We start from the raw sequence: 24,376 nt of genomic DNA on the forward strand, positions 1-24,376 counted from the left end.
TGCCCGTGTTCGCCATCACGCCCGCCGATCCGGACAGTCCCGAGAGCCGGGCCCTGCTCCGTGAACTCGGCGCGGTGCTGGCGGCGATCACCGGCAGCGACGGCACCGCCTCCTTCGATGCGGCCGACGTGCGCGGCGAGCGCGCCTGCTTCCTGCTTGCCCGCGATGCGGATGGGCGAGCGGTGGGTTGCGGGGCGCTGCGGCCGCTGGCCGATGGCGTGGCCGAGCTGAAGCGGATGTATGCACGGCCCGGGAGCGGTGCCGGACAGTGTTTACTGGCGGCGCTGGAGCGGCAGGCTTCAGCCTTCGGCTACACCGAAGTCTGGCTGGAGACGCGCAGGGTGAATGCGCGGGCGGTAGGGTTTTATGGGAAGCATGGCTATCTTGTCATTCCCAACTACGGCCAGTATGTTGGCCGGGCCGAGGCTGTCTGCCTGGGAAAGACATTGAACACCAACGTCGTTCCCGCGAAGGCGGGATAGTGCCCCCGGCACTATCCCCCCAAAGTTTGCCTGCGTTCCGGTAACTCAAGCAGAACTTGGATCCCCGCCTTCGCAGGGACGACGAGGCAGATGCGAGAACGACGTCTGCCGACGTTCAGCTTTTCTTATAAAATGCCGCCATCCCTCCAAATTTCTCCTCGAAGGCAAAACCAAATGAGCGACGTACAAAACTGGATCAAAGAAACCGTGACCAACACGCCGGTCGTGCTGTTCATGAAGGGCACCGCCCAGTTCCCGCAATGCGGCTTTTCCGGCCGCGCCATCCAGATCCTGAAAGCCTGCGGCGTCGACAACATCGCCACCGTGAACGTGCTCGATGATGCGGAAGTCCGCCAGGGCATCAAGGAATTCTCGAACTGGCCGACCGTCCCGCAACTGTATGTGAACGGCGAATTCGTCGGCGGCTCGGACATCATGACCGAGATGTACGAATCCGGCGAACTGCAGACCCTGCTGAAAAAGAATGGCTGATCGCCCTCGCCGGATCGTCGTCGCCATCACCGGCGCGACCGGCGCGATCTACGGCGTGCGGCTGCTCGAGCGGCTGCGCGCGATTCCCGGCGTCGAGACCCACCTGGTCATTTCCGACGCCGCTTCCCTCACCCTGCATCAGGAAGTCGGCCTGCAACGGCGCGACGTGGAAGCGCTCGCCCATGTGGTGCACAAGAACCGCGAGATCGGCGCCTCCATCGCCAGCGGTTCCTTCCAGACCGACGGCATGGTGATCGCCCCCTGTTCGATGAAGACCCTGGCCGCGGTGGCGCATGGGCTGTCGGACAACCTGATCGCACGCGCGGCCGACGTGATCCTGAAGGAACGCCGGCGCCTGGTGCTGATGGTGCGCGAGACGCCGTTCAACCTGGCGCACCTGCGCAATATGACGGCCGTCACCGAGATGGGCGGCATCGTGTTCCCGCCCCTGCCGAGCTTCTACAACAACCCGGGCAGCATCGCCGAGATGGTCGACCACACGGTCGCGCGCGTCATCGACCTGCTGGGCATCGAGAACGAGCTCGCGCCGCGCTGGGCGGGCATGAAGAACGACACCGCCTGACTAGCGGGGTTCTCCGTAGCGCTCCTGCTCTGCCTCCCTTGCTTCTCTTGCGTCTTCGATTTTTCTGCGCTGCTCGTTACGTTTGCGCATGATTTCTGCGTGTTGGGCCGCCGTCATCGGCGGCGCGGTCATGAGGTCTTTCAACTGCGCGGTACTGCTGTAGTTATTAATCATGAGGGCACTGCATCCTTATATGACCGATAACGCTGGCGGGCGCCAGTAGCAGGTAGATTATGCGCGAGACTCGGCAGTTTGTCCCGTCCCGTTGAAGAAAAATTGCAGTAGAGAATAAATAGACAACGGCCCGGCCGGACGTGCTCCGGGCGGGCCGCAATGCCATACAGGCAGGGCTTACTTCGGCTGGTGGTTCATGCGCACCAGCATGCGGATGAACTCGCGTGCCAGCTGCTTGTGGTGCTCGTCCAGGCGCTGCAGGTCGGCGATCAGCTTGACGTCGGCCGATTCGAAACGGGCCGATGCATCGGCGGTTTCGCCGCCGGCCGGGGCGTTTTCGGAGCCGCCGAAGCGCAGCCAGTCGGCCGGCACGCCCAGCCACTGGGCGATCATGCGCAGTTTTTCCTGGGTCGGGATGGCTTCGCCGACCAGCCATTTGCGTGCGGCGTGGACCGTGATCGGCCGGCCTTCGAAGCGAATGTTAAATTCGCGCGCCAGCCGCGTCGGGCTGTCCGGCGAGTAATGGGCATTCTTCAAGGCTTGCTGCAGACGTTCGCTGAAGCTTTCGCGCTCGTTAGTCGAATTCATCGGTGGTACTAGTGGTTCATGCAGGGCCGTCATGGTTTCTCCATGGTTCAGACCTTGTGTAACAGATGAAAAGTCTGAAAGTAACAAACGTGTGAGTATTGACCAATTCTCACAGTGCTGTCCAGCAATTATCGCGCTTTGGGCCAAGAGAATAGGTAAGTGTGAAAAATATCCTACAGGAAAAAGAAAACGTTTGCTTGTCGGATTTCAGTCGTGTAAACGAAAAAGGCAAGCCCAAGGCTTGCCTGCAAGACATCATATGAAAGAAACAGGACCGAAATCAGGCCAATCCGAAGCGGATGACACCGTCGGCGCCGGTTACACGCGTGAGGATACCGGCGTACCAGAGCGCATGCAGATGGGCCAGGGCCTCGCCGATCGCAAAGCCGAGCTGGTGGCCGTCGAGCTGGCGCCGGAACATCAGCGGAACAATGTCAACTGCGGAGCGCGGCTCGGTGCAGGCAGCGCGCACCTCTTCCAGGCGGGCCGCGTGGTGTTCACGCAACTGCCGGATGCGCACGTGCAGGCCGCGGAAGGGTTTGCCGTGCGAGGGCAGCACTAGGGTGTCCTCCGGGAGATCGGCGAACTTGTCGAGCGAAGCCAGATATTGAGTGAGCGGATCGCCTTCCGGCTCGACCGCGAACACCGAGACATTCGTGGAGATGCGCGGCAGCACCATATCGCCGGAGATCAGGATCCTGCCCTCCTCCGCATACAGCGACACATGCTCGGGCGAGTGGCCGAAGCCCGTAATCACGCGCCATTCACGGCCGGCCATCTTCACACGCTGGCCATCCTGCAGCCGCGTATAGCTCGGCGGCACGGCCGGCACCAGACTCGGGTAGTAATTGCGGCGGCCCTGCATCTGCGCCAGCAGGCCGGCGTCCAGCAGGCCGTGGCGCTGGAAGTGGGGAATCGCCGACGGGCCGTCCACGCCCGGCAGCGCGGCCGCCATCATGCGCGCAAAGCCGAACTCGGCGGCGCTGGTCCAGAACGGCGCCGCGAAACGCTCGCACAGCCAGCCGGACAAGCCGACGTGGTCCGGATGGCAGTGGGTCGCGAACACGCGCAGCAGCGGCCGGCCATCCATCGGCCCGGCGATCACCTGTTCCCAGGCGGCGCGGGTAGCGTCGGTGCCGGCGCCACAATCGACCAGCGCATAGCCGGCCCGGTCGCCGGCGCGGTCGTCCAGCAGCCACAGGTTGATGTGGTCGAGGGCGAAGGGCAGCGGCATGCGCAACCAGCGCAGGCCGGGCGCGAGTTCGTGCACGGTGCCGGGCGCCGGGATGTCGTCGCCGAAGGGATAGGACAGCTGGGATTCGAGAAGGTTCATGCGGAGAATCTTTCGTGTTGGGCGGGCGCCGCAGGCTACAATGCATGCAACATTGACGTTGACGTAAACGGAAACAAAAGCGCAGACTGCGATTCTATGTGATTTTCGACTATGCAGAATAATATGGGCCCGACCTACACCATCGCCGAACTGGCACGCGAATTCGACATCACCGCCCGCGCCATCCGCTTCTATGAAGACCAGGGGCTGCTCAGCCCGATGCGCGAAGGCCAGGGCGGCCGCAACCGCGTCTACACCCCGCGCGACCGCACGCGCCTGAAGCTGACCCTGCGCGGCAAGCGCCTGGGGCTGACCTTGTCGGAGATCAAGAGCATCATCGACATGTACGAAACGCCGAAGGACACCGTGGCCCAGATCAACCGCTTCCTCGGCGTCCTGGCCCACCAGCGCGATACCCTCGAGCAGCAACGCGCCGACATCGAGATGTCGCTGGCCGAGATCGCCGTCCACGAGGACGAATGCCGGCGCCTGCTGGCCGAGGCGGGCACGGCGCCGCAACCCGCCGATTCGCAGCGCGACGCCGCCTGACAAGAACGTCCTGTTTGCGGCAACACCTTGTCGTCATGGAAAGAGCAACGCCGCATGTCGCTTGACGTTTACGTTAACGTCACTCCGCGCTATCATCCGGTCTAGCCATCCGCCATCCAGCCATAACGACACACGAGACACGAGAGGACGACATGCTGCATCTTCCAGGCTTGACCTTTGACCACGGCGAAGACATCGCCGCGCTGCGCGAAGCAGTGCAACAGTTCGCGGCGAGCGAAATCGCCCCGCGCGCGGCCGAGATCGACCGTACCGACCAGTTCCCGATGGATTTGTGGAAGAAGATGGGCGAGCTGGGCCTGCTGGGCATTACCGTGAGCGAGGAATACGGCGGCGCCGACATGGGCTACCTGGCCCACATCGTCGCGATGGAAGAGATCTCGCGCGCCTCGGCCTCGGTCGGCCTGTCCTACGGCGCCCACTCGAACCTGTGCGTGAACCAGATCAAGCGCAACGGCAGCGAAGAACAAAAACGTAAATATCTGCCCAAGCTGATCTCGGGCGAACACGTGGGCGCACTCGCCATGTCCGAGCCGAACGCCGGTTCCGACGTCGTCAGCATGAAGCTGCGCGCCGAGCTCAAGGGCGACCGCTACGTGCTGAACGGCACCAAGATGTGGATCACCAACGGCCCGGACGCCGACACCCTGGTCGTCTACGCCAAGACCGACATCGAAGCCGGCGCGCGCGGCATGACCGCCTTCCTGATCGAAAAAGGTTTCAAAGGCTTCTCGATCGCGCAGAAGCTGGACAAGCTGGGCATGCGCGGCTCGCACACCGGCGAACTGGTGTTCCAGGATTGCGAAGTGCCGGTCGAGAACGTGCTGGGCGGCGTCGGTAAAGGCGTCAACGTGCTGATGTCGGGCCTGGACTTCGAGCGCACCGTGCTGTCCGGCGGTCCGCTGGGCATCATGTCGGCCTGCATGGACGTGGTCGTCCCCTACATCCACGAGCGCAAGCAGTTCGGCCAGGCCATCGGCGAGTTCCAGCTCATGCAGGGCAAGATCGCCGACATGTATTCGACCATGATGGCCTGCCGCGCCTACGTCTACGCCGTCGGCCAGGCCTGCGACCGCGCCGACAACCCGGCCGCCGTGCGCGCCCTGCGCAAGGACGCCGCCGGCGCCATCCTGTACAGCGCCGAGAAGGCGACCTGGATGGCCGGCGAAGCGATCCAGACCCTGGGCGGCAACGGCTACATCAACGAGTATCCGGTCGGCCGCCTGTGGCGCGACGCCAAGCTGTATGAAATCGGCGCCGGCACCAGCGAGATCCGCCGCATGCTGATCGGCCGCGAGCTGTTCGGCGAGACGGCTTGATCGACTAAAGGCTTCAACGCAGAGAGCGGAGAGGAGACGCGGGCTGGTGCATAGAGTCGAAAAGACCGCTGCCGGCCCGCACCCCGAATACGTCGTTCCCGCGGCTCATGAACGTCGTCCCCGCGAAGGCGGGGATCCAGGTTAGTAGCACATCAACCAAACTTGGGTTCCCGCCTGCGCGGGAACGACGGCTTTAAAGCTAACGGTCATAGTAGAAATACCAGGGTCCTCCCACTACCAAAACCGCAGCCTTACAATATCCCCGTCCACCCTCCACCTCGCAGAAAACCGATGACCCAGGCAAGTTTCCCCAAACTGCTCTCGTCGCAGGTCGCCTTCGACATCGCGCGGACCATCCTGGACGGCTTCGACCGCCATTACTCGCTGTTCCGCCAGGCCAGCCAGGCGGCCAAGGGCTATTTCGAGAAGGCCGACTGGAGCACCGCCCAGCGCGCCGCGCGCGAGCGCATCGACTTCTACGACAAGCGCGTGCAGGAGTGCGTGCACGTCCTCGAAGAAGCCTACGCGCCCGGGGACTTCAACGACGAGACATGGCGCGAGACCAAGCTGCATTACATCGGCCTGCTGACCGGCCACAAGCGTCCCGAGCTGGCGGAAAGCTTTTTCAACTCCGTCAGCTGCCACATCCTGCACCGCCGCTACTACCGCAACGATTTCATTTTCGTGCGCCCGGCCGTCTCGACCGACTATATCGAGACCGATGAACCGCAGCCGACCTACCGCGTCTACTACCCGCGGGCGGACGGCCTGCGTTTCGCCCTGCGCCGCATCGTCACCAACTTCCAGCTGGCCTGCCCGTTCGCCGACCTCGACCGCGACGTCGCCCTGGTCGAGCGGCGCATGGTCGAGAAGTTCGGGCTGGACAAGGCGGAACCGAACCAGCAGCTGCAGGTGCTCTCAAACCTGTTCTTCCGCAACAAGGGTGCCTACATCGTCGGCCGCGCCATCAACGGCGCGCGCGAAGTCCCCTTCGTCATTCCGGTCCTGCACGACCGCGCCGGGCGGCTGGTCCTCGACACCGTGCTCACCGAACCCGAGCAGGTGCTGATCCTGTTCTCGTTCACGCGTGCCTACTTCCTGGTCGACATGGAAGTCCCGTCGAGCTATGTGCAGTTCCTGCGCAGCCTGATGCCGAAGAAGCCGAGGAGCGAACTCTACACCGTGCTCGGCCTGCAGAAACAGGGCAAGACCCTGTTCTACCGTGACTTCCTGCAGCACCTGAAGCACAGCTCGGACGAGTTCCGCATCGCCCCCGGCATTCCCGGCCTGGTGATGCTGGTGTTCGAGCTGCCGTCCTTCCCCTATGTGTTCAAGGCGATCAAGGACTGGTATCCGCCGCCGAAGGAAACCACGCGCGAGAGAATCAAGGAAAAATACCTGCTGGTGAAGCACCACGACCGCGTGGGCCGCATGGCCGACACGCTGGAATACTCGGACGTCGCCTTCCCGCTGGCGCGCTTCCCGGAGCAGCTGCTGGACCAGCTGCGGCGCGACGCCCCTTCGCTGCTCGAGATCGAGGGCGACCGCGTCGTCATCAGGCACCTGTACATCGAGCGCCGCATGGTGCCGCTGAACCTGTACCTGCAGGACGCCGAGCGCAGCGGCGACGAAGCCCGCCTCGAGCACGGCGTGCTCGAGTACGGCAACGCGATCCGCGACCTGGTCGCCGCGAATATTTTTCCAGGCGATATGCTGTACAAGAATTTTGGCGTCACCCGCCATGGCCGCGTCGTGTTCTACGATTACGACGAGATCGAGTACCTCACCGACTGCAACTTCCGCGACATCCCGGCCCCGCGCAACGAAGAGGACGAGATGGCCGCCGAGCCCTGGTACCCGATCGGCCGTTACGACGTGTTTCCCGAGCAGTTCGAACGCTTCCTGCTCGCCAACCCGAAGATCCGCGCAGTCTTCATGCGCCATCACGCAGAACTTCTCACGCGCGCATGGTGGCAGTCGCACAAGGAACGCATCCAGGCCGGCGTGGTCGAGGACGTGTTCCCGTATCCGCAGCAGATCCGTTTTCACCCATTTAACCCGGCGGCCAGTCCGCCATCTTCCAACTTGGAGACCTTACAATGAATGATCCAGTCGTTATCGTCGGCGCAGCCCGTACCCCGATGGGTGCCTTCCAGGGCGATTTCTCCTCCAAGACCGCAAGCGACCTGGGCGCGGTGGCGATCAAGGCCGCCGTCGAACGCGCCGGCGTCGACCCAATCAAGGTCGAACACGTCTACTTCGGCAACTGCCTGATGGCCGGCCAGGGCCAGGCCCCGGCGCGCCAGGCGCTGATCAAGGCCGGCCTGCCGATGTCCACCGGCGCCGTGACCCTCTCCAAGATGTGCGGCTCGGCGATGCAGGCCGCGATCTTCGGCTACGACGCCCTGAAAGCCGGCAGCGCCGACGTGATCGTCGCCGGCGGCATGGAGTCGATGACCAACGCCCCCTACCTGATTCCGAAAGCACGCGGCGGCTACCGCATCGGCCACGCGCCGATGTTCGATCACATGATGCTGGACGGCCTCGAAGACGCCTACTCGCGCAACGAAAAGACCGGCGAAGGCCGCTCGATGGGCACCTTCGCCGAAGAGTGCGTGGCGACTTACCAGTTCACCCGCGAAGAGCAGGACAACTTCGCGATCGAATCCGTCAAGCGCGCGCAAGCCGCCAACAACGACGGCAGCTTCGCATGGGAAGTCGCGCCGGTGACCGTCGCCAACCGCCTGGGTGAACAAATCATCGAAAAGGATGAAGGCCCGCTGAAGGCCAAGATCGACAAGATCCCGTCGCTCAAGCCCGCCTTCAAGAAGGACGGCACCGTGACCGCCGCCTCGTCCTCGTCGATCAACGACGGCGCCGCCGCCCTGGTCATGATGCGCGAGTCGACCGCCAAGGAGCTGGGCCTGACCCCGATCGCCCGCGTCGTCGGCCACGCTACATTCGCCCAGGAACCGAACCTGTTCACCACCGCGCCGATCGGCTCGATGAAGAAGCTGTTCGAAAAGACCGGCTGGAAGGCCAGCGACGTCGACCTCTTCGAGATCAACGAAGCCTTCGCCGCGGTGCCGATGGCCGCCATGCGCGACCTCGACATCCCGCACAGCAAGGTCAACATCCACGGCGGCGCCTGCGCGCTGGGCCACCCGATCGGCGCCTCGGGCGCGCGCATCATCGTCACCCTGCTGGGCGCGCTGAAGAAGACCGGCGGCAAGCGCGGCGTGGCCTCGCTGTGCATTGGCGGCGGCGAAGCGACGGCGATGGCGATCGAGATGATCTGATCGTAGGGTGGGCACGGTGTGCCCACGTTCGGCGTTTGCGTGGGCACGGTGTGCCCACCCTACGCTATGCTGGCGATTTGTTACCAAATGCCTTAGGAGCTCATCATGTCCACCGCCCTCATTATTGGTGCCTCGCGCGGCATCGGCCACGAAATGGTGCGCCAGTACCGCGCCGACGGCTGGCGCGTGATCGCCACCGCCCGCAAACCGCAGGACTGCGACGCGCTGCGCGAACTGGGCGCCGAAGCCCACCAGCTCGACGTGACCAATCCGGAAGCGATCGGCGGCCTGGGATGGAAACTGGACGACGAGAAGATCGATCACGCCTGGCTGGTGGCTGGTGTCTACGGTCCGCGCCACGACGGCTTTCCGACCCAGCAGGAGTTCGACGCCGTCATGCACACCAACGTGCTGGCGGCGATGCGCCTGCTGCCCATCGTCGGCCCGCTGGTGGCGAACGCGCGCGGCAGGCTGGCGGTGATCTCTTCGCGCATGGGCTCGATCGGCGAGCGCAGCAATGCCTCCGGCTCGCTGTACCGCGCCAGCAAGGCGGCACTGAATTCGGTGCTGAAGGACGCCGCGCTGAGCTTCGGGCCGCAAGGCGTCACCTGCCTCAGCTTCCACCCGGGCTGGGTGCAGACCGACATGGGCGGCGCCGGCGCCCCGCTCAGCGTCGAAGAAAGCGTGCGCACCTTGCGCGCCACCCTGGCCGGGGCCGACGCCTCGAAGAACGGCGCCTTCCTGAACCACGACGGTACACCGATCAGCTGGTAAGCCGTCACGAACAACGATAACGATACGAGACATATGATTCTGAGCGAAGAACACCAGATGATCCGCGACGCCCTGCGCAGCTATTCGCAGGAGCGCCTCGCGCCCAACGCGGCGCGCTGGGACCGCGAGCAGCATTTTCCGAAAGAGGAACTGAAGGAACTGGCCCAGCTGGGCGCCTTCGGCGTCGCGGTGCCGGAACAGTACGGCGGCGCGGGCCTCGACTACGTGTCGCTGGCCCTGGTGCTGGAAGAGATTGCGGCCGGCGACGGCGGCACCTCGACCATCATCTCGGTGAACAACTGCCCGGTATGCTCGATCGCGATGATGTACGCGAACGAGGCGCAAAAGGAAAAGTGGCTGCGCCCGCTGGCGCAAGGCGAGATGCTGGGCGCCTTCGCCCTCACCGAGCCGCATACCGGCAGCGATGCCGCCGCCCTGCGCACCACCGCCGTCCGGGTGAGCAGTGATGCGGGCGATGAGTACATCATCAACGGCACCAAGCAGTTCATCACCAGCGGCAAGAACGGCGACGTCGCCATCGTCATGGCGGTCACGGACAAAGCTGCCGGCAAGAAGGGCATCAGCGCCTTCTGGGTGCCGACGAATACGCCCGGCTACATCGTCGCCGGCATCGAACACAAGATGGGCCAGCACTCCTCGGACACAGCGCAGATCGTGTTCGAGAACTGCCGTATCCCGGCGGAGAACCTGATCGGCGAAGAAGGGCAAGGCTACAAGATCGCCCTGTCCGGCCTGGAGGGCGGCCGCATCGGCATCGCCTCGCAATCGGTCGGCATGGCGCGCGCAGCCTTCGAAGCGGCGCTGGCCTATGCGAAGGAACGCGAGAGCTTCGGCACCGCCATCTTCGACCACCAGGCCGTGCAGTTCCGCCTGGCCGAGATGGCCATGCAGATCGAAGCCGCGCGCCAGCTGATCCTGCACGCGGCCTCGATGAAGGACGCGGGCCTGCCCTGCCTGAAGGAAGCGGCGATGGCCAAGCTGTTCGCCTCCGAGATGGCCGAGCGCGTCGTCTCCAGCGCCATGCAGGTGTTCGGCGGCTACGGCTACGTGGCCGACTTCCCGGTCGAGCGCATCTACCGCGATGTGCGCGTGTGCCAGATCTACGAAGGCACCAGCGACATCCAGAAGATCCTGATCGCGCGGGCGCTGTGAACATCCGGCCGGCAGGTGCGGCCGACCTGCCGCCCTTCTTCGTCTACCTGGACGATCATTTGCGCGACAACGGTCGTGATGGCGCCCCGCTGTTCCAGCCCTTGTCGAGGGCGCAGTCGCAGCTCCCGCCCGGCCTGAAGGTGGCCTTCATCGAAGGTCTCGCCATCCCGGTCGGCGAGCCGGGCTGGCGCCGCCTGTGGCTGGCGGTCGATAGCCGCGGCTCGATCGCGGGTCACATCGACTTGCGTGCGCGGCCGGAACCGCTGGCGCGGCATCGCGCGATGCTGGGGATGGGCGTGCATCGGGCTTACCGGCGGTGTGGGCTGGGGATGCGGCTGGTCGATACCGCCATCGACTGGGCGCGCGGCGTGGATGGGCTGAAGTGGATCGATCTCGAAGTCCTGTCGGAGAACCGGCCGGCCGTGGCGCTTTACCTGCGTTCGGGTTTTGCGATGACGGCGAGGATCGAGGACATGCTGGAGATCGATGGTGTGAGCCAGGATCTGAGCTACATGACGCGCGCGCTGGGCTGAACATTCGCCGGTTCACTTTGCCGAGCAGTCATGCTAGAGTTGCAATTATTTACCAATAAGCAACTCTTGACCTCCCCTCATCATGTCCCGTACCAACTCCAGTTCGTCGTCCGGAAGTAGCGCTGCTTAGAACCCCTCCAGCACGATCTTCCCGCGCGCGCGCCCCGACTCGATCAGCGCATGCGCCCGCCGCAGATTCTCCGCATTGATACGCCCGAAGTTCTCATTCGCCGTGGTGCGGATCGTCCCCGCATCGACCAGCTCCGCCAGCCGATCCAGGATGCGGTGCTGCTCGATCATGTCGGGCGTGTTGAACAGCGAGCGCGTGAACATCAGCTCCCAGTGCAGCGACACCGCCTTGCGCTTGAATTTCATGATGTCGAGCGGCGTGGTCGGGTCGTCGATCAGGCTGTACTTGCCCTGCGGCGCGATGGCCTCGACAACCTGGTCGAAGTGCTGGTCGCTGTGGGTCAGGCTGACCACGTACTCCGGCTGGGCCAGCCCGGCGGCCGCGATCTCCGCCGCCAGCGGCTTGCTGTGGTCGATCACATGATGGGCGCCGAGTTCGCGCACCCATTCCCGCGTTTCAGGGCGCGAAGCGGTGCCGATGATGGTCAATTGCGTGAGCTGGCGCGCCAGCTGCACCAGGATCGAGCCGACGCCGCCCGCCGCGCCGATCACCAGCAGCGTCTTCCCTTTACCGCTATCGTCGCGAGGCACCTGCAGGCGGTCGAACAGCATCTCCCAGGCCGTCAGGCCGGTCAGCGGCAGCGCCGCGGCGGCGCCGAAATCCAGCGAGGCCGGCATGCGGCCGACGATGCGCTCGTCGACCAGCTGCAGCTCGCTGTTGCTGCCGGCGCGGGCAATCGAGCCGGCATACCAGACGCGGTCGCCCGGCTTGAACAGGGTGACTTCCGGGCCGACGGCTTTCACGATACCGGTCGCATCCCAGCCCAGCACCTTCCACTGCCCCGCTTCCGGTTTGGCGCTCTTTCTCACCTTGGTGTCGACCGGATTGACCGACACCGCGCGCACCTCGACCAGCAGGTCGTGGCCCTTGGCGACCGGATCGGGCAGCGTGATGTCGACCAGCGATTCCGGCTGGTCGATGGCGAGGTTGTTCTGGTATCCGATGGCTTTCATGTGCAGGCTCCTTGTCGAAATAACGATGCGATGGATGCCATTCTGACCAGCCCGGGCTTTTTGATAAACTGGGCAATCCGGATATCACTTTCAATGAAATCTTGAAAATCAAGAAGCTGCAGGACCTGGAGACCTTCGTGGCCACCGCCGAACAGGGCAGCCTGTCGGCCGCCGCAAGAATGCTCGACATCTCGCCGGCGGTGGCCAGCGCCAGCCTGAAGCGCCTGGAGACCGACCTCGACGCGGCCCTGTTCGTCCGCAGCACGCGCAGCATGCGCCTGACCCTGGCCGGCGAGCGCCTGCTGGCGCGCAGCAAGGCCTTACTGGACGGCCTGCGCGAAGCGGAAGACGAAGTACGGGCTGGCCAGGATGCCATCGAAGGCCAGCTGCAGATCTCGATGCCTTCCGACCTCGGACGCCATGTAGTGCTGCCCTGGCTGAACGATTTCCAGGCGCGCTATCCGGGCGTGAAGCTGAAGCTGCAGCTCACCGACCGCCTCGCCAACATCTACCGCGAACCGGTCGACATCGCGCTGCGCTTCGGCGCGCAGCCGGAATCCAGCATGGTGGCGCTGCCGCTGCTGGAAGAAAACCGGCGCGTGCTGTGCGCTTCGCCGGCCTATCTGGCACGGCATGGCGTGCCGGCCTCGCCGCGCGAACTGGAAGCCCACAACTGCCTGTGCTTCATGCTGGACGAAGCCGTCAACGACCGCTGGCGCTTCCGCAAGGGAGACGAGGAGATCGAGGTCGCCGTGCAGGGCGACCGCGTGGCCGACGATTCCGAGATCGTCAAACGTTGGGCGCTGGCGGGCCTCGGCATCTGCTACCGCTCGCGCATCGACGTGCATGCCGACCTTGCCAGCGGCCGCCTGCGCCTGATCCTGCCGGAGTGGGAAGGCGTCAATGCGCCGCTGACGATGCTGGTGGCGAACCGCAAGCAGGTGTCGCCGGCGGTGCGGGTGCTGCGCGAATTCCTGGTGAGCCGCTGCAGGACGCTGGTGGGCAGCTGAAGCCGCCGCCAGCAGACTTGGCGCCACCGGTGCAGAATGCTCCTTTGATCATGAAAAGGAGGCGGCATGGACGCGCAGGCGACGATGGAACTATGGCAGCGGCAGCTGGAGGAAGTGCGGGCACGGGCGGAGCAGAACGGCGCTCGTGCCGGCGTGGTGCCGGCCGATCAGGCGCGTTCGATGACGGGCCTGGACATCATGCAGGCCCTGCTCGAAGGCCGCTTTCCCTACGCGCCGATCGCCGAGACCCTGGACTTCCGCCTCGTCGAAGTCAGCCGTGGCGAGGCGATCTTCCAGGGCACGCCGCAGCAGAAGCACCTGAACCCGATGGGCACCGTGCACGGCGGCTGGTACGCCACCCTGCTCGATTCGGCGGTCGGCTGCGCGGTGCAGACCAGCCTGGCGCCGGGCCAGGCCTACACCACGGCGGAACTGAGCGTGAACCTGGTGCGCGGCGCGCGCCTGGACGGCGGGCCGCTGCGGGCGATCGGCACCGTCCTGCATTGCGGCCGCCAGCTGGCCACCGCCGAAGGCAAGATCGTCGACGCGCAAGGCAGGCTGTATGCGCATGCGACCACCACCTGCATGGTCTTTAACGCCCGCTGAATCAGCTTACCGCAGGCTCCAGCAAGGTCAAAGTCTGCGCCGCCGTATCGAGGGTAGCGCGCACGCCCACCGGGATCGTGAACTGGTTGCGAATGTGGCCGAAGGAATAGCCGCTCACCGCCGGCACGTGCAGGGACTGCAGGTGCAGGTCGAGCGTTTCGTCCAGGCTCAAGGACGAGCCCTGACCTTGCGGGCCGCAGTTCTCGCAGATGCCGATCATGACCCCGGCCGCCTTGTCCAGGCCCACGGCCAGGTCCAGTTGCGTCATCCAGCGGTCGATCCGGTAGGGCTCTTCGTTCACCTCTTCGATGAACAGCAGGCTGTCGCGGAAATCGGCGGCATAGGGCGTGCCGGCCAGCGCGCTCACCAGCGACAGGTTGCCGCCCATGAGCGGGCCGGTGGCCACGCCGCCATGCACGGTGCGGATCGCGTACTGCGGCTCCTGCAGCGCGCGGCGCGCATTCTCCGCCGACATCGGAATCGTGTAGCTGGCGCGCGGATCCATCAGCACCGCCAGCATGTGCTGGTTCGAGTAATCGGACGGCGTGCTCGACGCCACCGGGCCGTGGAAGCTCACCACGCCGGCGTGGCGGTGGATGGCCAGGTGCAGGGCCGTGATGTCCGAGTAGCCGAGCAGGATCTTCGGGTGCTTGCGGATCAGTTCGAAGTCCAGGTGCTTGAGCAGCGAGATGCAGCCGGAGCCGCCGCGGATCGCCCAGATGGCTTTCACCTCGGGGTCGCGAACCATGCCGTGCAGGTCGGCGATGCGGGCCGCGACCGTGCCGCCGTAGTTGCCCCAGACCTCGCGCAGGTAGTTGCCCGGCTTGACCCGGAAGCCCAGCGCTTCGATGTTTTTCACGGCCTTCTGGATCGAGGCGTCGCTGGTGTAGCCGCCCGGTGCGATCAGGCCGACCAGGTCGCCCTTGTTGAGACGGGGAGGTTTGATCAGGTGTTTCATGGGAGAGGTGCGCGGACGCGTGGCCGCCAGGCTTGGCAACGCCGCCGGCAGCAGCAGCGAGGCGGCTGCCAGCTTGCCGAAACCGCGCCTGCTGATGGTGCTGTGACTCGACATATGCGCTAGCGTCTGAATTGAACAATGAAAAACGGCCCGCGGGCCGGGGAGACATGCTCCCCGGTCGACGGGCCGTTGGCGATACGGGCGATCAGAAGAACTTGTAGTTCGCCAGCAGCGTGAAGGAACGGCCACGCGGATCGGCCACACGCGGCTCCCAGGTGCTGCCCGCACCCGAGTTGCTGTCGTAGGTGATCGCGAACGGCGGGTCCTTGTCGAACAGGTTCTTGATGCCGGCCGTGATCGTGGTGTTCGGCACGCCGGTGTAGCTCAGGCTCAGGTGGAAGATCGAGTAAGCCTTGACGTCCGGATTGAGGTCGGCCGGATGGACGACGCCGTTGGCCACGCCCGGCAGCACCTGGTCCTTGTAGCCCGCGCGGTAGACGTTGGTCAGCGTGGTGTTCCAGTCGCCCTGCTTGTAGGTCAGGAAGGCGGTGTGCTTCCACTTCAGGCCGAGGTCGCCGGTGAAGGTGAACAGGCCGACTTCGCTGGGACCGAAGGCGCTGTTCGTGGTCGCGCGCGACTTCTTCTCCAGCAGGCGGGTACCGTCGATGCTGGCGGTCCAGGTGCCCTGGCCCAGCTTGCCGTTGGTGCGGGCGCCCAGTTCCAGGCCGCGGGTGATGCGCTCGCCGGCGTTCACCCAGCGCTGGTCGACGACGGTCAGGTTGCCGGCGCCGTCACGCAGGAACTGGTCCTTGAACAGGTTGTAGTTCGCGGTCATGGTCGCCAGCGTGAACGAGTCGATGGTGTTCTGCTTGCGGATTTCCCACAGGTCGGCATTCATCGAGAAGTTGGCCAGCGGCTGCCAGACCACGCCCAGCGTGCCCTGCTTGGCGGTTTCCGGACCCAGGTTGGTCCTGCCGCCGGTCCAGATGACCGGGGTGACCGATTCGCAGCCCGGCTTGCTGCTGTCGACCTTCAGGGTCGGGCACTTGGCCGGGTCGGCGAAGTCCTTGCCGGCGTACTGCGACTCGGTGATGCCGTTGAACAGCTGATTGAACGACGGTGCGCGGAAGCCGGTGTTGTACGAACCGCGGAACATCAGCGAATCGATCGGCTGGAAGCGGAACGAGTATTTCGGGTTGAAAGTGTTGCCGAAGCCGGAGTAATGATCCTGGCGGCCGGCGATGTTCAGCTCCAGCGACTTGGTGACCGGGATCAGGAACTCGAAGTAGACCGCCTTGATGTCGCGTTTCTGTTCTTTCAGCGCGTTCTGGTCGTCGAACGGCGCGTTCAGGATGGCCGGACGGGCTGACGCGGCACGGCCGTCGCCGTTGAACGAGTAGCCTTCGCGGCGCAGGTCCGTACCAATCGCGGCCATGACGGCGCCGGCCGGCAGCTGGAACACCTCGCCCGACAGCGCGGCGTCGGCCTGCGTCAGGGTGGTGCGGCCGCCGTACATGGTGACGCCTTCGGCCGAGGTGCTCTTGATCAGGTCGATCGCGGCCTGGCTCTGCTTCTCGCCCGGCAGCAGGAAGGGGTTGATGATGCCGGTACCCAGCGCATTGGCCAGGGCGGCGGTGTAGTTATAGCCCTTGCCCAGGTGCGATTCGGCTTCGCTGTAGGCCTTCGACAGGCCGACGCGGTAGTCGAAGCGGCGGCCGAACAGGGTCAGCGGACCATCGGCGCCGATTTGCAGGCGGCCTGCCTTGCTTTCGGTCTCGATCTCGCGGTTGCCGCACTCCATGCAGCGCCAGCGGTAGGCGATCGGCGAGCCATAGTTGGCGGCGATGCTCGGGAATACCTTGACCAGCTCGTTGTACACCATGTTGTACGCCGAGCCGGTGCTCGGGTAGAACGAGCTGTACGGGAAGTTGACGGTCGACGGCGAGATCTGGTTCGGCGAGAAGCTCTTCTTCGAGGTCACTTGCGAACCGACCAGTTCGGCGAACAGCTGGTGCTCGCCGCGCTGGATGGTCAGGCGCGCCAGGCCATTGTTGCTGGTCACCGGCTGCTGCAGGACGGCCGCACGGCCGGTATCCCATGCGCAGCCGTAAGCGGCGCTCGGGGTGTCCCACAGTTTTTCGTCATAGGCGGCCATGCCGTCGATGCTGTTGCAGCCTTTGCCGCCCGGCAGGTCCAGCACGCTGATGCCGTTGTACAGCTGGGTACCGCCTGCCGCCGCCACGCCGCTGGCGTTGGTGCCCAGCAGGGTCTTGCCGTACGAGGTCGGCGACACGCCGAACACGTTCGCGAACGGTGCGCCGCGGGTGTCGACCGACACGCCGCGGTTCGGCTGGAAGGTGTTGACGAAGTCGCGCTGGCTGCCCTTCAAGGCATTGTTCTCGGCGCGCGCGCCGGTCACCAGCAGGTTGTAGCCGTCCTTGTCGAGGTCGCCCCAGCCGCCGGTCAGGGAGGCGCGTGCGATGTTCGCACCGCCGTGCTGGGTAGCGTCTTCGAATGCCTGGGCTTCCAGGCCGTGGTAATTCTTCTTGGTGATGAAGTTGATCACGCCGCCGATCGCGTCGGTACCGTAGATCGCCGAAGCGCCGTCCTTCAGCACCTCGACGCGCTCCACCGCGGCGAACGGGATCGAGTTCAGGTCGACCGCCGAGCCCTTCATGCCGTAGGTCGCCACGCGGCGGCCGTTCAGCAGCACCAGGGTCGAGTCGGCGCCCTGGCCGCGCAGGTTGGCGCTCGAGGCGCCGTTGTTGCCGCGCTGGGCGCCGGAGGTGACGTCCGAGTTCGAGGCCAGGTTGTCCGAGCCGTTGCCGTTGACGTTCAGGTTGGCGATCAACTGCTCGGCGGTGACGATACCCTGGTCTTCCATCTGCTTGCGGCTGATGATTTCCAGCGGCAGCGCGCCTTCCTTGGCGATGCGCTTGATGCTACTACCCGTGATTTCAACGCGCTGGATCGGCTTATCCGCCGGCACTTCCTGTGCAACGGCCGGGCTGACGATGCCGATCAGGGCGATCATCTGTGCTAACTTCTTCAACTTCACGCGTCTCTCCTTGGGTAGTGCTGCGACTGTCTTTTGGGATTTTGTACTGTCAAGTAATGTCTTTGCATTACGTTATTTTGATTTCGAGGGTACGCGGACGTATTTGCGCGTTCCAATGAAAAATCCGGAGCTGAGTATAACTACAGGGAATGTTTAGCTAGGGAAAATCTAGCAAAAACTATCATTTCCCTCGGGTAGCGCGTGCTCTTTCCGCAACATCGACGTCCAGATAACGCCATTGCGTGAATTCGACCGGGTGGCGTTTGTAGTTTTTCAGCCACGGTTGACGGATATCGGCCGAGAGCACATGGGTCAAGGGTACCCATGGGTTATAGGCGTGGATCAGCTGGTTCATCTCGAAATACAGCTTTTGCCGCTCGGGACCGTCGTGCAGGGCGCGCGCCTGTTCGTAGCGCTCGTTATAGGCCGGCAGGTTAAAGCGCGCATAGTTCGCGCGGCCGGCGTTGGGGCCGTAGAGCAGCTGGTAGAAGTTGTCGCCGTCGGGGAAGTCGGCCACCCAGTTACTCTCGAACATCTGCACCTTGCCCAGGCGCGAAGCCTTGATGATCTCCGGCTTCTTGTCCGACTTGAAGACCACGCGCAGGCCGATCGCGTTCAGGCACTTCCGCCACAGCTCGTCGCGCAGGCGGCCGCCGACCGTGGCTTCGCTGCTCATCACCAGGGTCAGGGGGGCGCCGTTCGGCTGGCGGCGAAAACCGTCCGGGTCGCGCTTGCCGTAGCCGTAGCGGTCCAGCAGGGCGTTGGCCAGGGCCGGATCGTAGGGCACCGGGCTGCGGTAATCCGGGTCGTAGCCCAGCACGCCGGCCGGCAGCGGCGAATCGGCCTTCATCGCAAAGCCCTTCTTCAGCAGGGCGATGTCTTCGGCGTTGTTGTAGCTGAGGGAGATGGCGCGGCGCAGCGCGATCTTGTCCTTGGTATAACCGCCGACGACCGGGTCCTGCATGTTCATCCACATATAGTAGGTCTGCAGCACCGGGAAGCGGGTCAGCTGCATGCCGCGCGCCGTCAGCTCGGGCTTGAGCTTGCCGTCCTGGATCACCATGTCGGTCATCGATTCCGGCACCTGTTCGAGGTAATCGTATTCGCCGTTCAGGAAGCCCAGCATGCGGCCCTGGAATTCCTCGGCAATCTTGACCTCGACGCGGTCCACGCGCGGCAGCTGCCGGCCTTCCAGCGCCGCGGCCAGGGCCTTGTCGCCGGCATCGTTCTGCTCGCCCAGGCTGGTGTGGAAGACGGCGCTGGAGGCCGGATTCTTCAGCAGCACGATGCGGTCGCTATGCTTCCAGTCGCCGATCATGAAGGGGCCGGTGCCGACCGGGTGGTTGCCGGCCTGGCCCGGATAGGCTTCGATCACCTCGCGCGCGACCACGGACGCCGCCGGCATCGCCATGTAGAACAGGAAGTTGTTGTCGGGTTCCTTCAGGCGGATGCGCAGGGTGTAGCGGTCGACCGCCTGCAGGCCCGGGATCTCGGTGGCATAGCTGAAATTCTTCTTGAGCGCTTCGTCGCCCACCAGCTTGCCGTCGAAGATGTAGCCGAAGGGCGAATGCAGGGTCGGGTCGTACAGGCGCTTGAAGCTGTACACATAGTCCTGGGCCGTGACTTCGCGCTTGCCGCCCTTGAAGGCCGGGTCCGGCGTGAAATGGATGCCGGGACGGATGCGGAAGGTGTAAGTGCGGCCGCCGTCGTCCACCGTCGGCAGGCCGGTTGCCGTATTCCCCTGCAGTTTTACCGGCCGCGCCAGGTAGTCGTAGCGCAGCAGCGGGTCGAACAGGTTTTCCAGCAGCGACAAGGTGGCCAGGTCCGAGCCGACCGCCGGATCGAGGCCGGCCTCGCTGGTCGACAGGAACATGTGCAAGACCTTGGTCGGCTCGCCGGCTGGCGCGGCCTGGACCGGCGAGTGCAGCAGGGCGAACGAGAAAGACAGGGAGGCAGCGGCGGCGAGGAATCGGGGTATCGGCATGGCGGGGTCCTGAAAGCGTTGCGTATCATAGGCCCAGGCCTTAGCGATAAGCAATACGCGTCAGCGGAATTGCGCGGTGGAGATGTCGAAACGCTTCAGCTTGTCGTACAGGGTCTTTTTCGGGATGTTCAGGCTTTGCGCGGCATCGATGATGTTACCGCCATGGCGGCGCAGCGTTTCTTCGATGATCGAGCGCTCGAAGGCGTCGACCTGTTCCGCCAGCGAGACTTCGCGCCTGGCTTCGGCCGGCGCCAGGCTATCGTCGAGCAGTCCCAGCACGAAGCGGTCGGCCACGTTCTGCAGTTCGCGCACATTGCCGGACCAGCGATGCGCCATCAGCGCATGCAGCAGCTCCTCGCCCACCAGCGGGGCCGGCTGGCCGTAGCGCCGCGCCGCCTGCAGCACGAAGAATTCGAACAGCAAGGGAATGTCCTCGCGCCGGTTGCGCAGGGCCGGCAGGGTCAGGCTGGCCACGTTCAGGCGGTAATACAGGTCGGCGCGGAAGCTGCCCTGCTCCGCCAGCGCCGCCAGGTCTTCCTTGGCCGCGGTGATGACGCGGAAGTTCACCGGAATCAGGCGGTTCGAGCCGAGCCGCTCGACCTTGCGTTCCTGCAGCACGCGCAGCAGCTTGACCTGCAGCGCCAGCGGCATGCTTTCGATTTCGTCGAGGAACAGGGTGCCGCCGTTGGCATACTCGATCTTGCCGATGCGCTGGCGCTGGGCCCCGGTGAAGGCGCCCTCCTCGTGGCCGAACAGTTCCGATTCGAACATCGACTCCGGCAGGGCGCCGCAATTCAGGGCCACGAAGGGATGCTGGCTGCGTTCGCTGAATTCGTGCAGGCAGCGCGCGATCAATTCCTTGCCGGTGCCGGTTTCGCCCAGGATGATCACGTCGGCATCCTTGGGGGCCAGGTTCAGCACCAGCTGGCGCACGCGGGTCATGGCGCTGCTGCGGCCGATCACCCGGGCCTCGATGCCGGCGCGGTTGTCCAGCTGGCGCCGCAAGTCCAGGTTCTCCAGCACCAGGCGCCGCTTGTCGAGCGCGCGCCGGCAGACTTCGAGCAGCAGGTCGGTGGAAAACGGCTTCTCGATGAAGTCGTAGGCGCCCTGGCGCATGGCGTCGACCGCCATCGAGACGTCGCCATGGCCGGTCACCAGGATCACCGGCAGGGTCGCATCCTTCTCGACCGCCATCTTCAGCAGCTTCAGGCCGTCGATGCCCGGCAGCCTGACGTCGCTCAGCAGGATGCCGCGGAAGGCCAGCGACAGGTGGGGTAGCGCCTCCTCGGCCGTGGCGCAGGCGATGACGTTCAGCCCGGCCAGTTCGAGCGCCTGGCGCACGCCCTTGCGGACCACGGCATCGTCTTCCACGTACAGCACTTGCATGCCGTCGGAGCTGGTTTCAAGCATGGGATTCCCTATGGCAGGTGAAGCTGATGATGAACTGGGCGCCGCCGCCTTCGCTCGCGGTGCGGTTGCGGACCGTCAGCGCGCCGCCGGCGGCGCGGACGATGCCGGCGCTGATCGACAGGCCGAGTCCCAGTCCCTGTTCCTTGGTGGTGTAGAAGGGTTCGAAGATGCGGTCGATGAGGGATACCGGCACGCCCGGACCGTTGTCGCTGACCTCGATCGTGACCTGCTCCCCGTCCTGCCGCACGACGACGGCGATATGCACTTCGCCCGGCGCCGCCACCGCCTCGATCGCGTTCGACACCAGGTTGGTGAACACCTGTTCGAGCCGGATCGGATTGCAGGGCACGATCACATCCCGGTCGGGCCACGCCTCCGTCAGCGCCAGGCGTTCGCTGCCCGGACGGGTGCGGATCTGCAGCATGGTCTGGGCAAAGGCGGTACGCACGCTGGCCGACTGCTTGCCGTCGTCGCTGCGGCGGGCAAACCCCTTCAGTTGCGAAGTGATGTAGCCGAGCCGCTTGACCAGGTCGGAGATGGTGGCCAGGTTGTCCAGCGCGTCGTCGATGCGGCCACGCGCCAGCAGCACCCGGGTATTGTCGGAGAAGGTCTGCAGCGCCGCCAATGGCTGGTTGAGTTCGTGGGTGACGCCGGCCGCCATCTGGCCGATCGCCGCCAGCTTGCCGCTCTGGACCAGCTCGGACTGGGCATAGCGCAGGGTCCGCTCGGCGCGTTCGCGCTCGCTCACCTCGGCCTGCAGGCGCAGGTTGGCGCTTTGCAGGTCGGCGGTGCGCTGGGCCACCTTGACCTCGAGTTCCGCATAGGCCTGGGACAGCGCCTGCTGGGCATTCAGGCGGTCGCGGACGCGGCTGCGGCGCTGGCCGGCATACAGGGCGCCCAGCATGAGTAAGGCCCAGCCGAGGGCAGCGGCAATCGCCGCATTCCTGGCCGCCGCCCGCACCTGGTCGAGTTCGGCGAGCACGGTGATGTCCCACTCCAGCGGCGCCAGTCGATGGCTGACCGCCAGGTAGTCGGTGCGATTGTCGAAGGAGAGCACCGAGGCGCCGTCGGCAAAACGCTCCCTCACCTGGTGCGGCAACAAGGTCAGGTCTTCGCGGTAGAACTGGCGCTGCTCGCGGATGCTGCGCTGGGCGGCCTCGGACAGCGGCGCCTCGAGCTTGAACTTGAAGCCCTCGAAAGAAGACAGCAGGATCACGCCGTTGCCGTCCTTGACCAGGATCTGCTCGCTGCCGCCGTGCGAGCGCCACGAGCGCTCCAGCCAGTCGAGGTTGACCTTGGCGACGGCCACGCCGATCACCCGCTCGTGCCGCCACACGGGCTGCGCGATGAAATAGCCGGCCTCGCCGGTGGACACGCCGATGCCGTAATAGCGGCCGGTGCCGCCGGCGGCGGCCTGCTTGAAATAGGGACGGAAGCCGTAGTTCTGGCCGACATAGGAGGTCGGCTCCTTCCAGTTGCTCGAGGCCAGCGTGGTGCCGTCCAGGCCGATCACATAGACGGCGAAGGCGCCGGCGCGCCGGTTGATGCGTTCGAGGTAGGCATTCACCTCGCCCGCGGACACGCCGCCCTCATGCTCCAGCAGGGCGGACACCAGGTCGCTCTGGGCGATCGCCAGCGGCAGGAATTCGTAGCGGTCGATCACGCCGCCGATGGTGGAACCATAGACCTCGGCCCGCGAGGCCAGGGTACGGTGCAGCTCGTTCAGGTGGCGGCTCTTGACGATCGCGTAGGCGGACACGGTGACGAGCACCAGCGTGCATGCCGCGAAGGCGGCACCGAGCTTCCGATTCGATCTCCAACTGCGCAAAGCCATTGCATTCCTGTCCACATGACTCCCGGGTCAGCGGCCCCGGGCGAGCGCGCAGTATCTCATGCGTGCCCGCCCGGGAGGCAAGGATCAGAASGCCGCGATGCCGGTCTGCGCACGGCCCAGGATCAGGGCGTGGATGTCGTGCGTGCCCTCATAGGTGTTGACCACCTCGAGGTTGACCATGTGGCGGATGATGCCGAACTCGTCCGAGATGCCGTTACCGCCCAGCATGTCGCGCGCGACGCGGGCGATGTCCAGCGCCTTGCCGCAGGAATTGCGCTTCATGATCGAGGTGATCTCGACGGCGGCGGTGCCCTCGTCCTTCATGCGGCCCAGGCGCAGGCAGCCTTGCAGGCCCAGGGTGATCTCGGTCTGCATGTCGGCCAGCTTCTTCTGCACCAGCTGGTTCGCGGCGAGGGGTTTACCGAACTGCTTGCGGTCCAGCACGTACTGGCGCGCGGTGTGCCAGCAGTCTTCCGCCGCGCCCAGCGCGCCCCAGGCGATGCCGTACCTGGCCGAGTTCAGGCAGGTGAACGGMCCCTTCAGGCCGCGCACTTCCGGGAAGGCRTTTTCTTCCGGGCAGAACACCTCGTCCATGACGATCTCGCCGGTGACGGAAGAGCGCAGGCCGAACTTGCCGTGGATCGCCGGAGCGCTCAAGCCCTTCCAGCCCTTTTCCAGCACGAAGCCGCGGATCGCGCCTTCGTCGTCCTTGGCCCAGACCACGAACACGTCGGCGACCGGAGAATTCGTGATCCACATCTTGGAGCCGGTCAGCGAGTAGCCGCCGTCCACTTTGCGGGCGCGGGTGACCATCGAGGCCGGATCCGAACCGTGGTTCGGCTCGGTCAGGCCGAAGCAGCCGATCCATTCGCCGGTGGCCAGTTTCGGCAGGTATTTCTGCCTGGTCTCTTCATTGCCGAATTCAAAGATCGGCACCATSACCAGCGAGGATTGCACGCTCATCATCGAGCGGTAGCCGGAATCGACGCGCTCGACTTCGCGCGCGATCAGGCCGTACGACACATAGTTCAGGCCGGGGCCGCCGTACTGTTCCGG

22 protein-coding genes are annotated in these 24,376 nt (G+C 65.0%); 12 read left to right on the plus strand and 10 right to left on the minus strand.

Features of this window, described 5'->3' with window-relative positions; translation table 11 throughout:
- The first annotated feature begins 5 nt into the window (after window positions 1-5).
- The 3 genes from AC1DOP_RS16425 to AC1DOP_RS16435 all read left to right on the plus strand — a co-directional run bounded on the left by AC1DOP_RS16425 (window position 6) and on the right by AC1DOP_RS16435 (window position 1,557).
- A complete protein-coding gene (locus AC1DOP_RS16425; RefSeq protein ID WP_477252247.1) occupies window positions 6-482 on the plus strand; it encodes a GNAT family N-acetyltransferase in 477 nt (158 codons plus the stop codon).
- A 174-nt stretch (window positions 483-656) separates the two neighbouring features.
- On the plus strand, window positions 657-974 hold the full coding sequence (gene grxD, locus AC1DOP_RS16430) for a Grx4 family monothiol glutaredoxin (RefSeq protein WP_441935234.1): 318 nt from the start codon (window positions 657-659) through the stop codon (window positions 972-974).
- Window positions 967-1,557: a UbiX family flavin prenyltransferase gene (locus AC1DOP_RS16435; protein ID WP_441935233.1), complete on the plus strand. Its 591-nt coding sequence runs from the start codon at window positions 967-969 to the stop codon at window positions 1,555-1,557. The genes grxD and AC1DOP_RS16435 overlap by 8 nt, the downstream gene beginning before the upstream one ends.
- Here the strand turns inward: AC1DOP_RS16435 and AC1DOP_RS16440 are convergent, their stop codons facing one another.
- The 3 genes from AC1DOP_RS16440 to AC1DOP_RS16450 all read right to left on the minus strand — a co-directional run bounded on the left by AC1DOP_RS16440 (window position 1,558) and on the right by AC1DOP_RS16450 (window position 3,652).
- Window positions 1,558-1,731 carry a hypothetical protein gene (locus AC1DOP_RS16440; protein ID WP_477252250.1) on the minus strand — a complete coding sequence of 58 codons (174 nt, stop codon included), beginning with the start codon at window positions 1,729-1,731 and terminating at the stop codon, window positions 1,558-1,560.
- 177 nt (window positions 1,732-1,908) lie between these two features.
- The gene (locus tag AC1DOP_RS16445; protein ID WP_441935231.1) at window positions 1,909-2,319 is read right to left on the minus strand and encodes a hypothetical protein; all 411 of its coding nucleotides are present in this window, start codon (window positions 2,317-2,319) and stop codon (window positions 1,909-1,911) included.
- Between the two features lie 280 nt (window positions 2,320-2,599).
- Window positions 2,600-3,652, minus strand: coding sequence for an MBL fold metallo-hydrolase (locus AC1DOP_RS16450; RefSeq protein WP_477252252.1), 1,053 nt, complete (start codon window positions 3,650-3,652; stop codon window positions 2,600-2,602).
- Window positions 3,653-3,775: 123 nt separating this feature from the next.
- Here AC1DOP_RS16450 and AC1DOP_RS16455 point away from each other — a divergent pair, with 123 nt between their 5' ends.
- From AC1DOP_RS16455 to AC1DOP_RS16485, 7 genes are all read left to right on the plus strand, one after another.
- Window positions 3,776-4,201: a MerR family transcriptional regulator gene (locus AC1DOP_RS16455; RefSeq protein ID WP_441935229.1), complete on the plus strand. Its 426-nt coding sequence runs from the start codon at window positions 3,776-3,778 to the stop codon at window positions 4,199-4,201.
- 152 nt (window positions 4,202-4,353) lie between these two features.
- Window positions 4,354-5,538, plus strand: coding sequence for an isovaleryl-CoA dehydrogenase (locus AC1DOP_RS16460; RefSeq protein WP_441935228.1), 1,185 nt, complete (start codon window positions 4,354-4,356; stop codon window positions 5,536-5,538).
- 291 nt (window positions 5,539-5,829) lie between these two features.
- Window positions 5,830-7,641: a bifunctional isocitrate dehydrogenase kinase/phosphatase gene (aceK, locus tag AC1DOP_RS16465; RefSeq protein WP_477252254.1), complete on the plus strand. Its 1,812-nt coding sequence runs from the start codon at window positions 5,830-5,832 to the stop codon at window positions 7,639-7,641.
- Window positions 7,638-8,837: an acetyl-CoA C-acyltransferase gene (locus AC1DOP_RS16470; RefSeq protein ID WP_441935226.1), complete on the plus strand. Its 1,200-nt coding sequence runs from the start codon at window positions 7,638-7,640 to the stop codon at window positions 8,835-8,837. Before aceK ends, AC1DOP_RS16470 begins: the two co-directional genes overlap by 4 nt.
- Window positions 8,838-8,942: 105 nt before the next feature.
- Window positions 8,943-9,611: an SDR family oxidoreductase gene (locus AC1DOP_RS16475; RefSeq protein WP_441935225.1), complete on the plus strand. Its 669-nt coding sequence runs from the start codon at window positions 8,943-8,945 to the stop codon at window positions 9,609-9,611.
- A 33-nt stretch (window positions 9,612-9,644) separates the two neighbouring features.
- Window positions 9,645-10,784, plus strand: coding sequence for an acyl-CoA dehydrogenase family protein (locus AC1DOP_RS16480; RefSeq protein ID WP_477252257.1), 1,140 nt, complete (start codon window positions 9,645-9,647; stop codon window positions 10,782-10,784).
- Window positions 10,781-11,317 (plus strand): N-acetyltransferase family protein, encoded by a 537-nt coding sequence (locus tag AC1DOP_RS16485; RefSeq protein WP_477252259.1) that lies wholly within the window; start codon window positions 10,781-10,783, stop codon window positions 11,315-11,317. Before AC1DOP_RS16480 ends, AC1DOP_RS16485 begins: the two co-directional genes overlap by 4 nt.
- A 126-nt stretch (window positions 11,318-11,443) precedes the next feature.
- Here the strand turns inward: AC1DOP_RS16485 and AC1DOP_RS16490 are convergent, their stop codons facing one another.
- Window positions 11,444-12,460: a zinc-binding alcohol dehydrogenase family protein gene (locus AC1DOP_RS16490; protein WP_441935222.1), complete on the minus strand. Its 1,017-nt coding sequence runs from the start codon at window positions 12,458-12,460 to the stop codon at window positions 11,444-11,446.
- A gap of 101 nt (window positions 12,461-12,561) precedes the next feature.
- Here AC1DOP_RS16490 and AC1DOP_RS16495 point away from each other — a divergent pair, with 101 nt between their 5' ends.
- Together AC1DOP_RS16495 and AC1DOP_RS16500 are read left to right on the plus strand one after the other, a co-directional pair.
- Window positions 12,562-13,470, plus strand: coding sequence for a LysR family transcriptional regulator (locus AC1DOP_RS16495; RefSeq protein WP_441935221.1), 909 nt, complete (start codon window positions 12,562-12,564; stop codon window positions 13,468-13,470).
- A gap of 66 nt (window positions 13,471-13,536) precedes the next feature.
- A complete protein-coding gene (locus AC1DOP_RS16500) occupies window positions 13,537-14,076 on the plus strand; it encodes a PaaI family thioesterase (RefSeq protein ID WP_441935220.1) in 540 nt (179 codons plus the stop codon).
- A gap of 1 nt (window position 14,077) precedes the next feature.
- Here AC1DOP_RS16500 and AC1DOP_RS16505 read toward each other — a convergent pair whose 3' ends face one another.
- From AC1DOP_RS16505 to AC1DOP_RS16530, 6 genes are all read right to left on the minus strand, one after another.
- The gene (locus AC1DOP_RS16505; RefSeq protein ID WP_441935219.1) at window positions 14,078-15,148 is read right to left on the minus strand and encodes a S66 peptidase family protein; all 1,071 of its coding nucleotides are present in this window, start codon (window positions 15,146-15,148) and stop codon (window positions 14,078-14,080) included.
- A gap of 91 nt (window positions 15,149-15,239) precedes the next feature.
- The gene (locus tag AC1DOP_RS16510; protein ID WP_441935218.1) at window positions 15,240-18,092 is read right to left on the minus strand and encodes a TonB-dependent receptor domain-containing protein; all 2,853 of its coding nucleotides are present in this window, start codon (window positions 18,090-18,092) and stop codon (window positions 15,240-15,242) included.
- 181 nt (window positions 18,093-18,273) lie between these two features.
- Window positions 18,274-20,076: an ABC transporter substrate-binding protein gene (locus AC1DOP_RS16515; protein ID WP_441935217.1), complete on the minus strand. Its 1,803-nt coding sequence runs from the start codon at window positions 20,074-20,076 to the stop codon at window positions 18,274-18,276.
- A gap of 60 nt (window positions 20,077-20,136) precedes the next feature.
- On the minus strand, window positions 20,137-21,486 hold the full coding sequence (locus AC1DOP_RS16520; RefSeq protein WP_477252262.1) for a sigma-54-dependent transcriptional regulator: 1,350 nt from the start codon (window positions 21,484-21,486) through the stop codon (window positions 20,137-20,139).
- Window positions 21,479-23,320, minus strand: a complete 1,842-nt coding sequence (locus tag AC1DOP_RS16525) for a sensor histidine kinase (RefSeq protein WP_441935215.1) — start codon at window positions 23,318-23,320, stop codon at window positions 21,479-21,481. Before AC1DOP_RS16525 ends, AC1DOP_RS16520 begins: the two co-directional genes overlap by 8 nt.
- A gap of 84 nt (window positions 23,321-23,404) precedes the next feature.
- On the minus strand, window positions 23,405-24,376 hold a 972-nt coding region (locus AC1DOP_RS16530), incomplete at its 5' end, for an acyl-CoA dehydrogenase (protein ID WP_477252265.1).

The sequence above is a fragment of the Massilia sp. 01N410 genome (genome assembly GCF_056399665.1).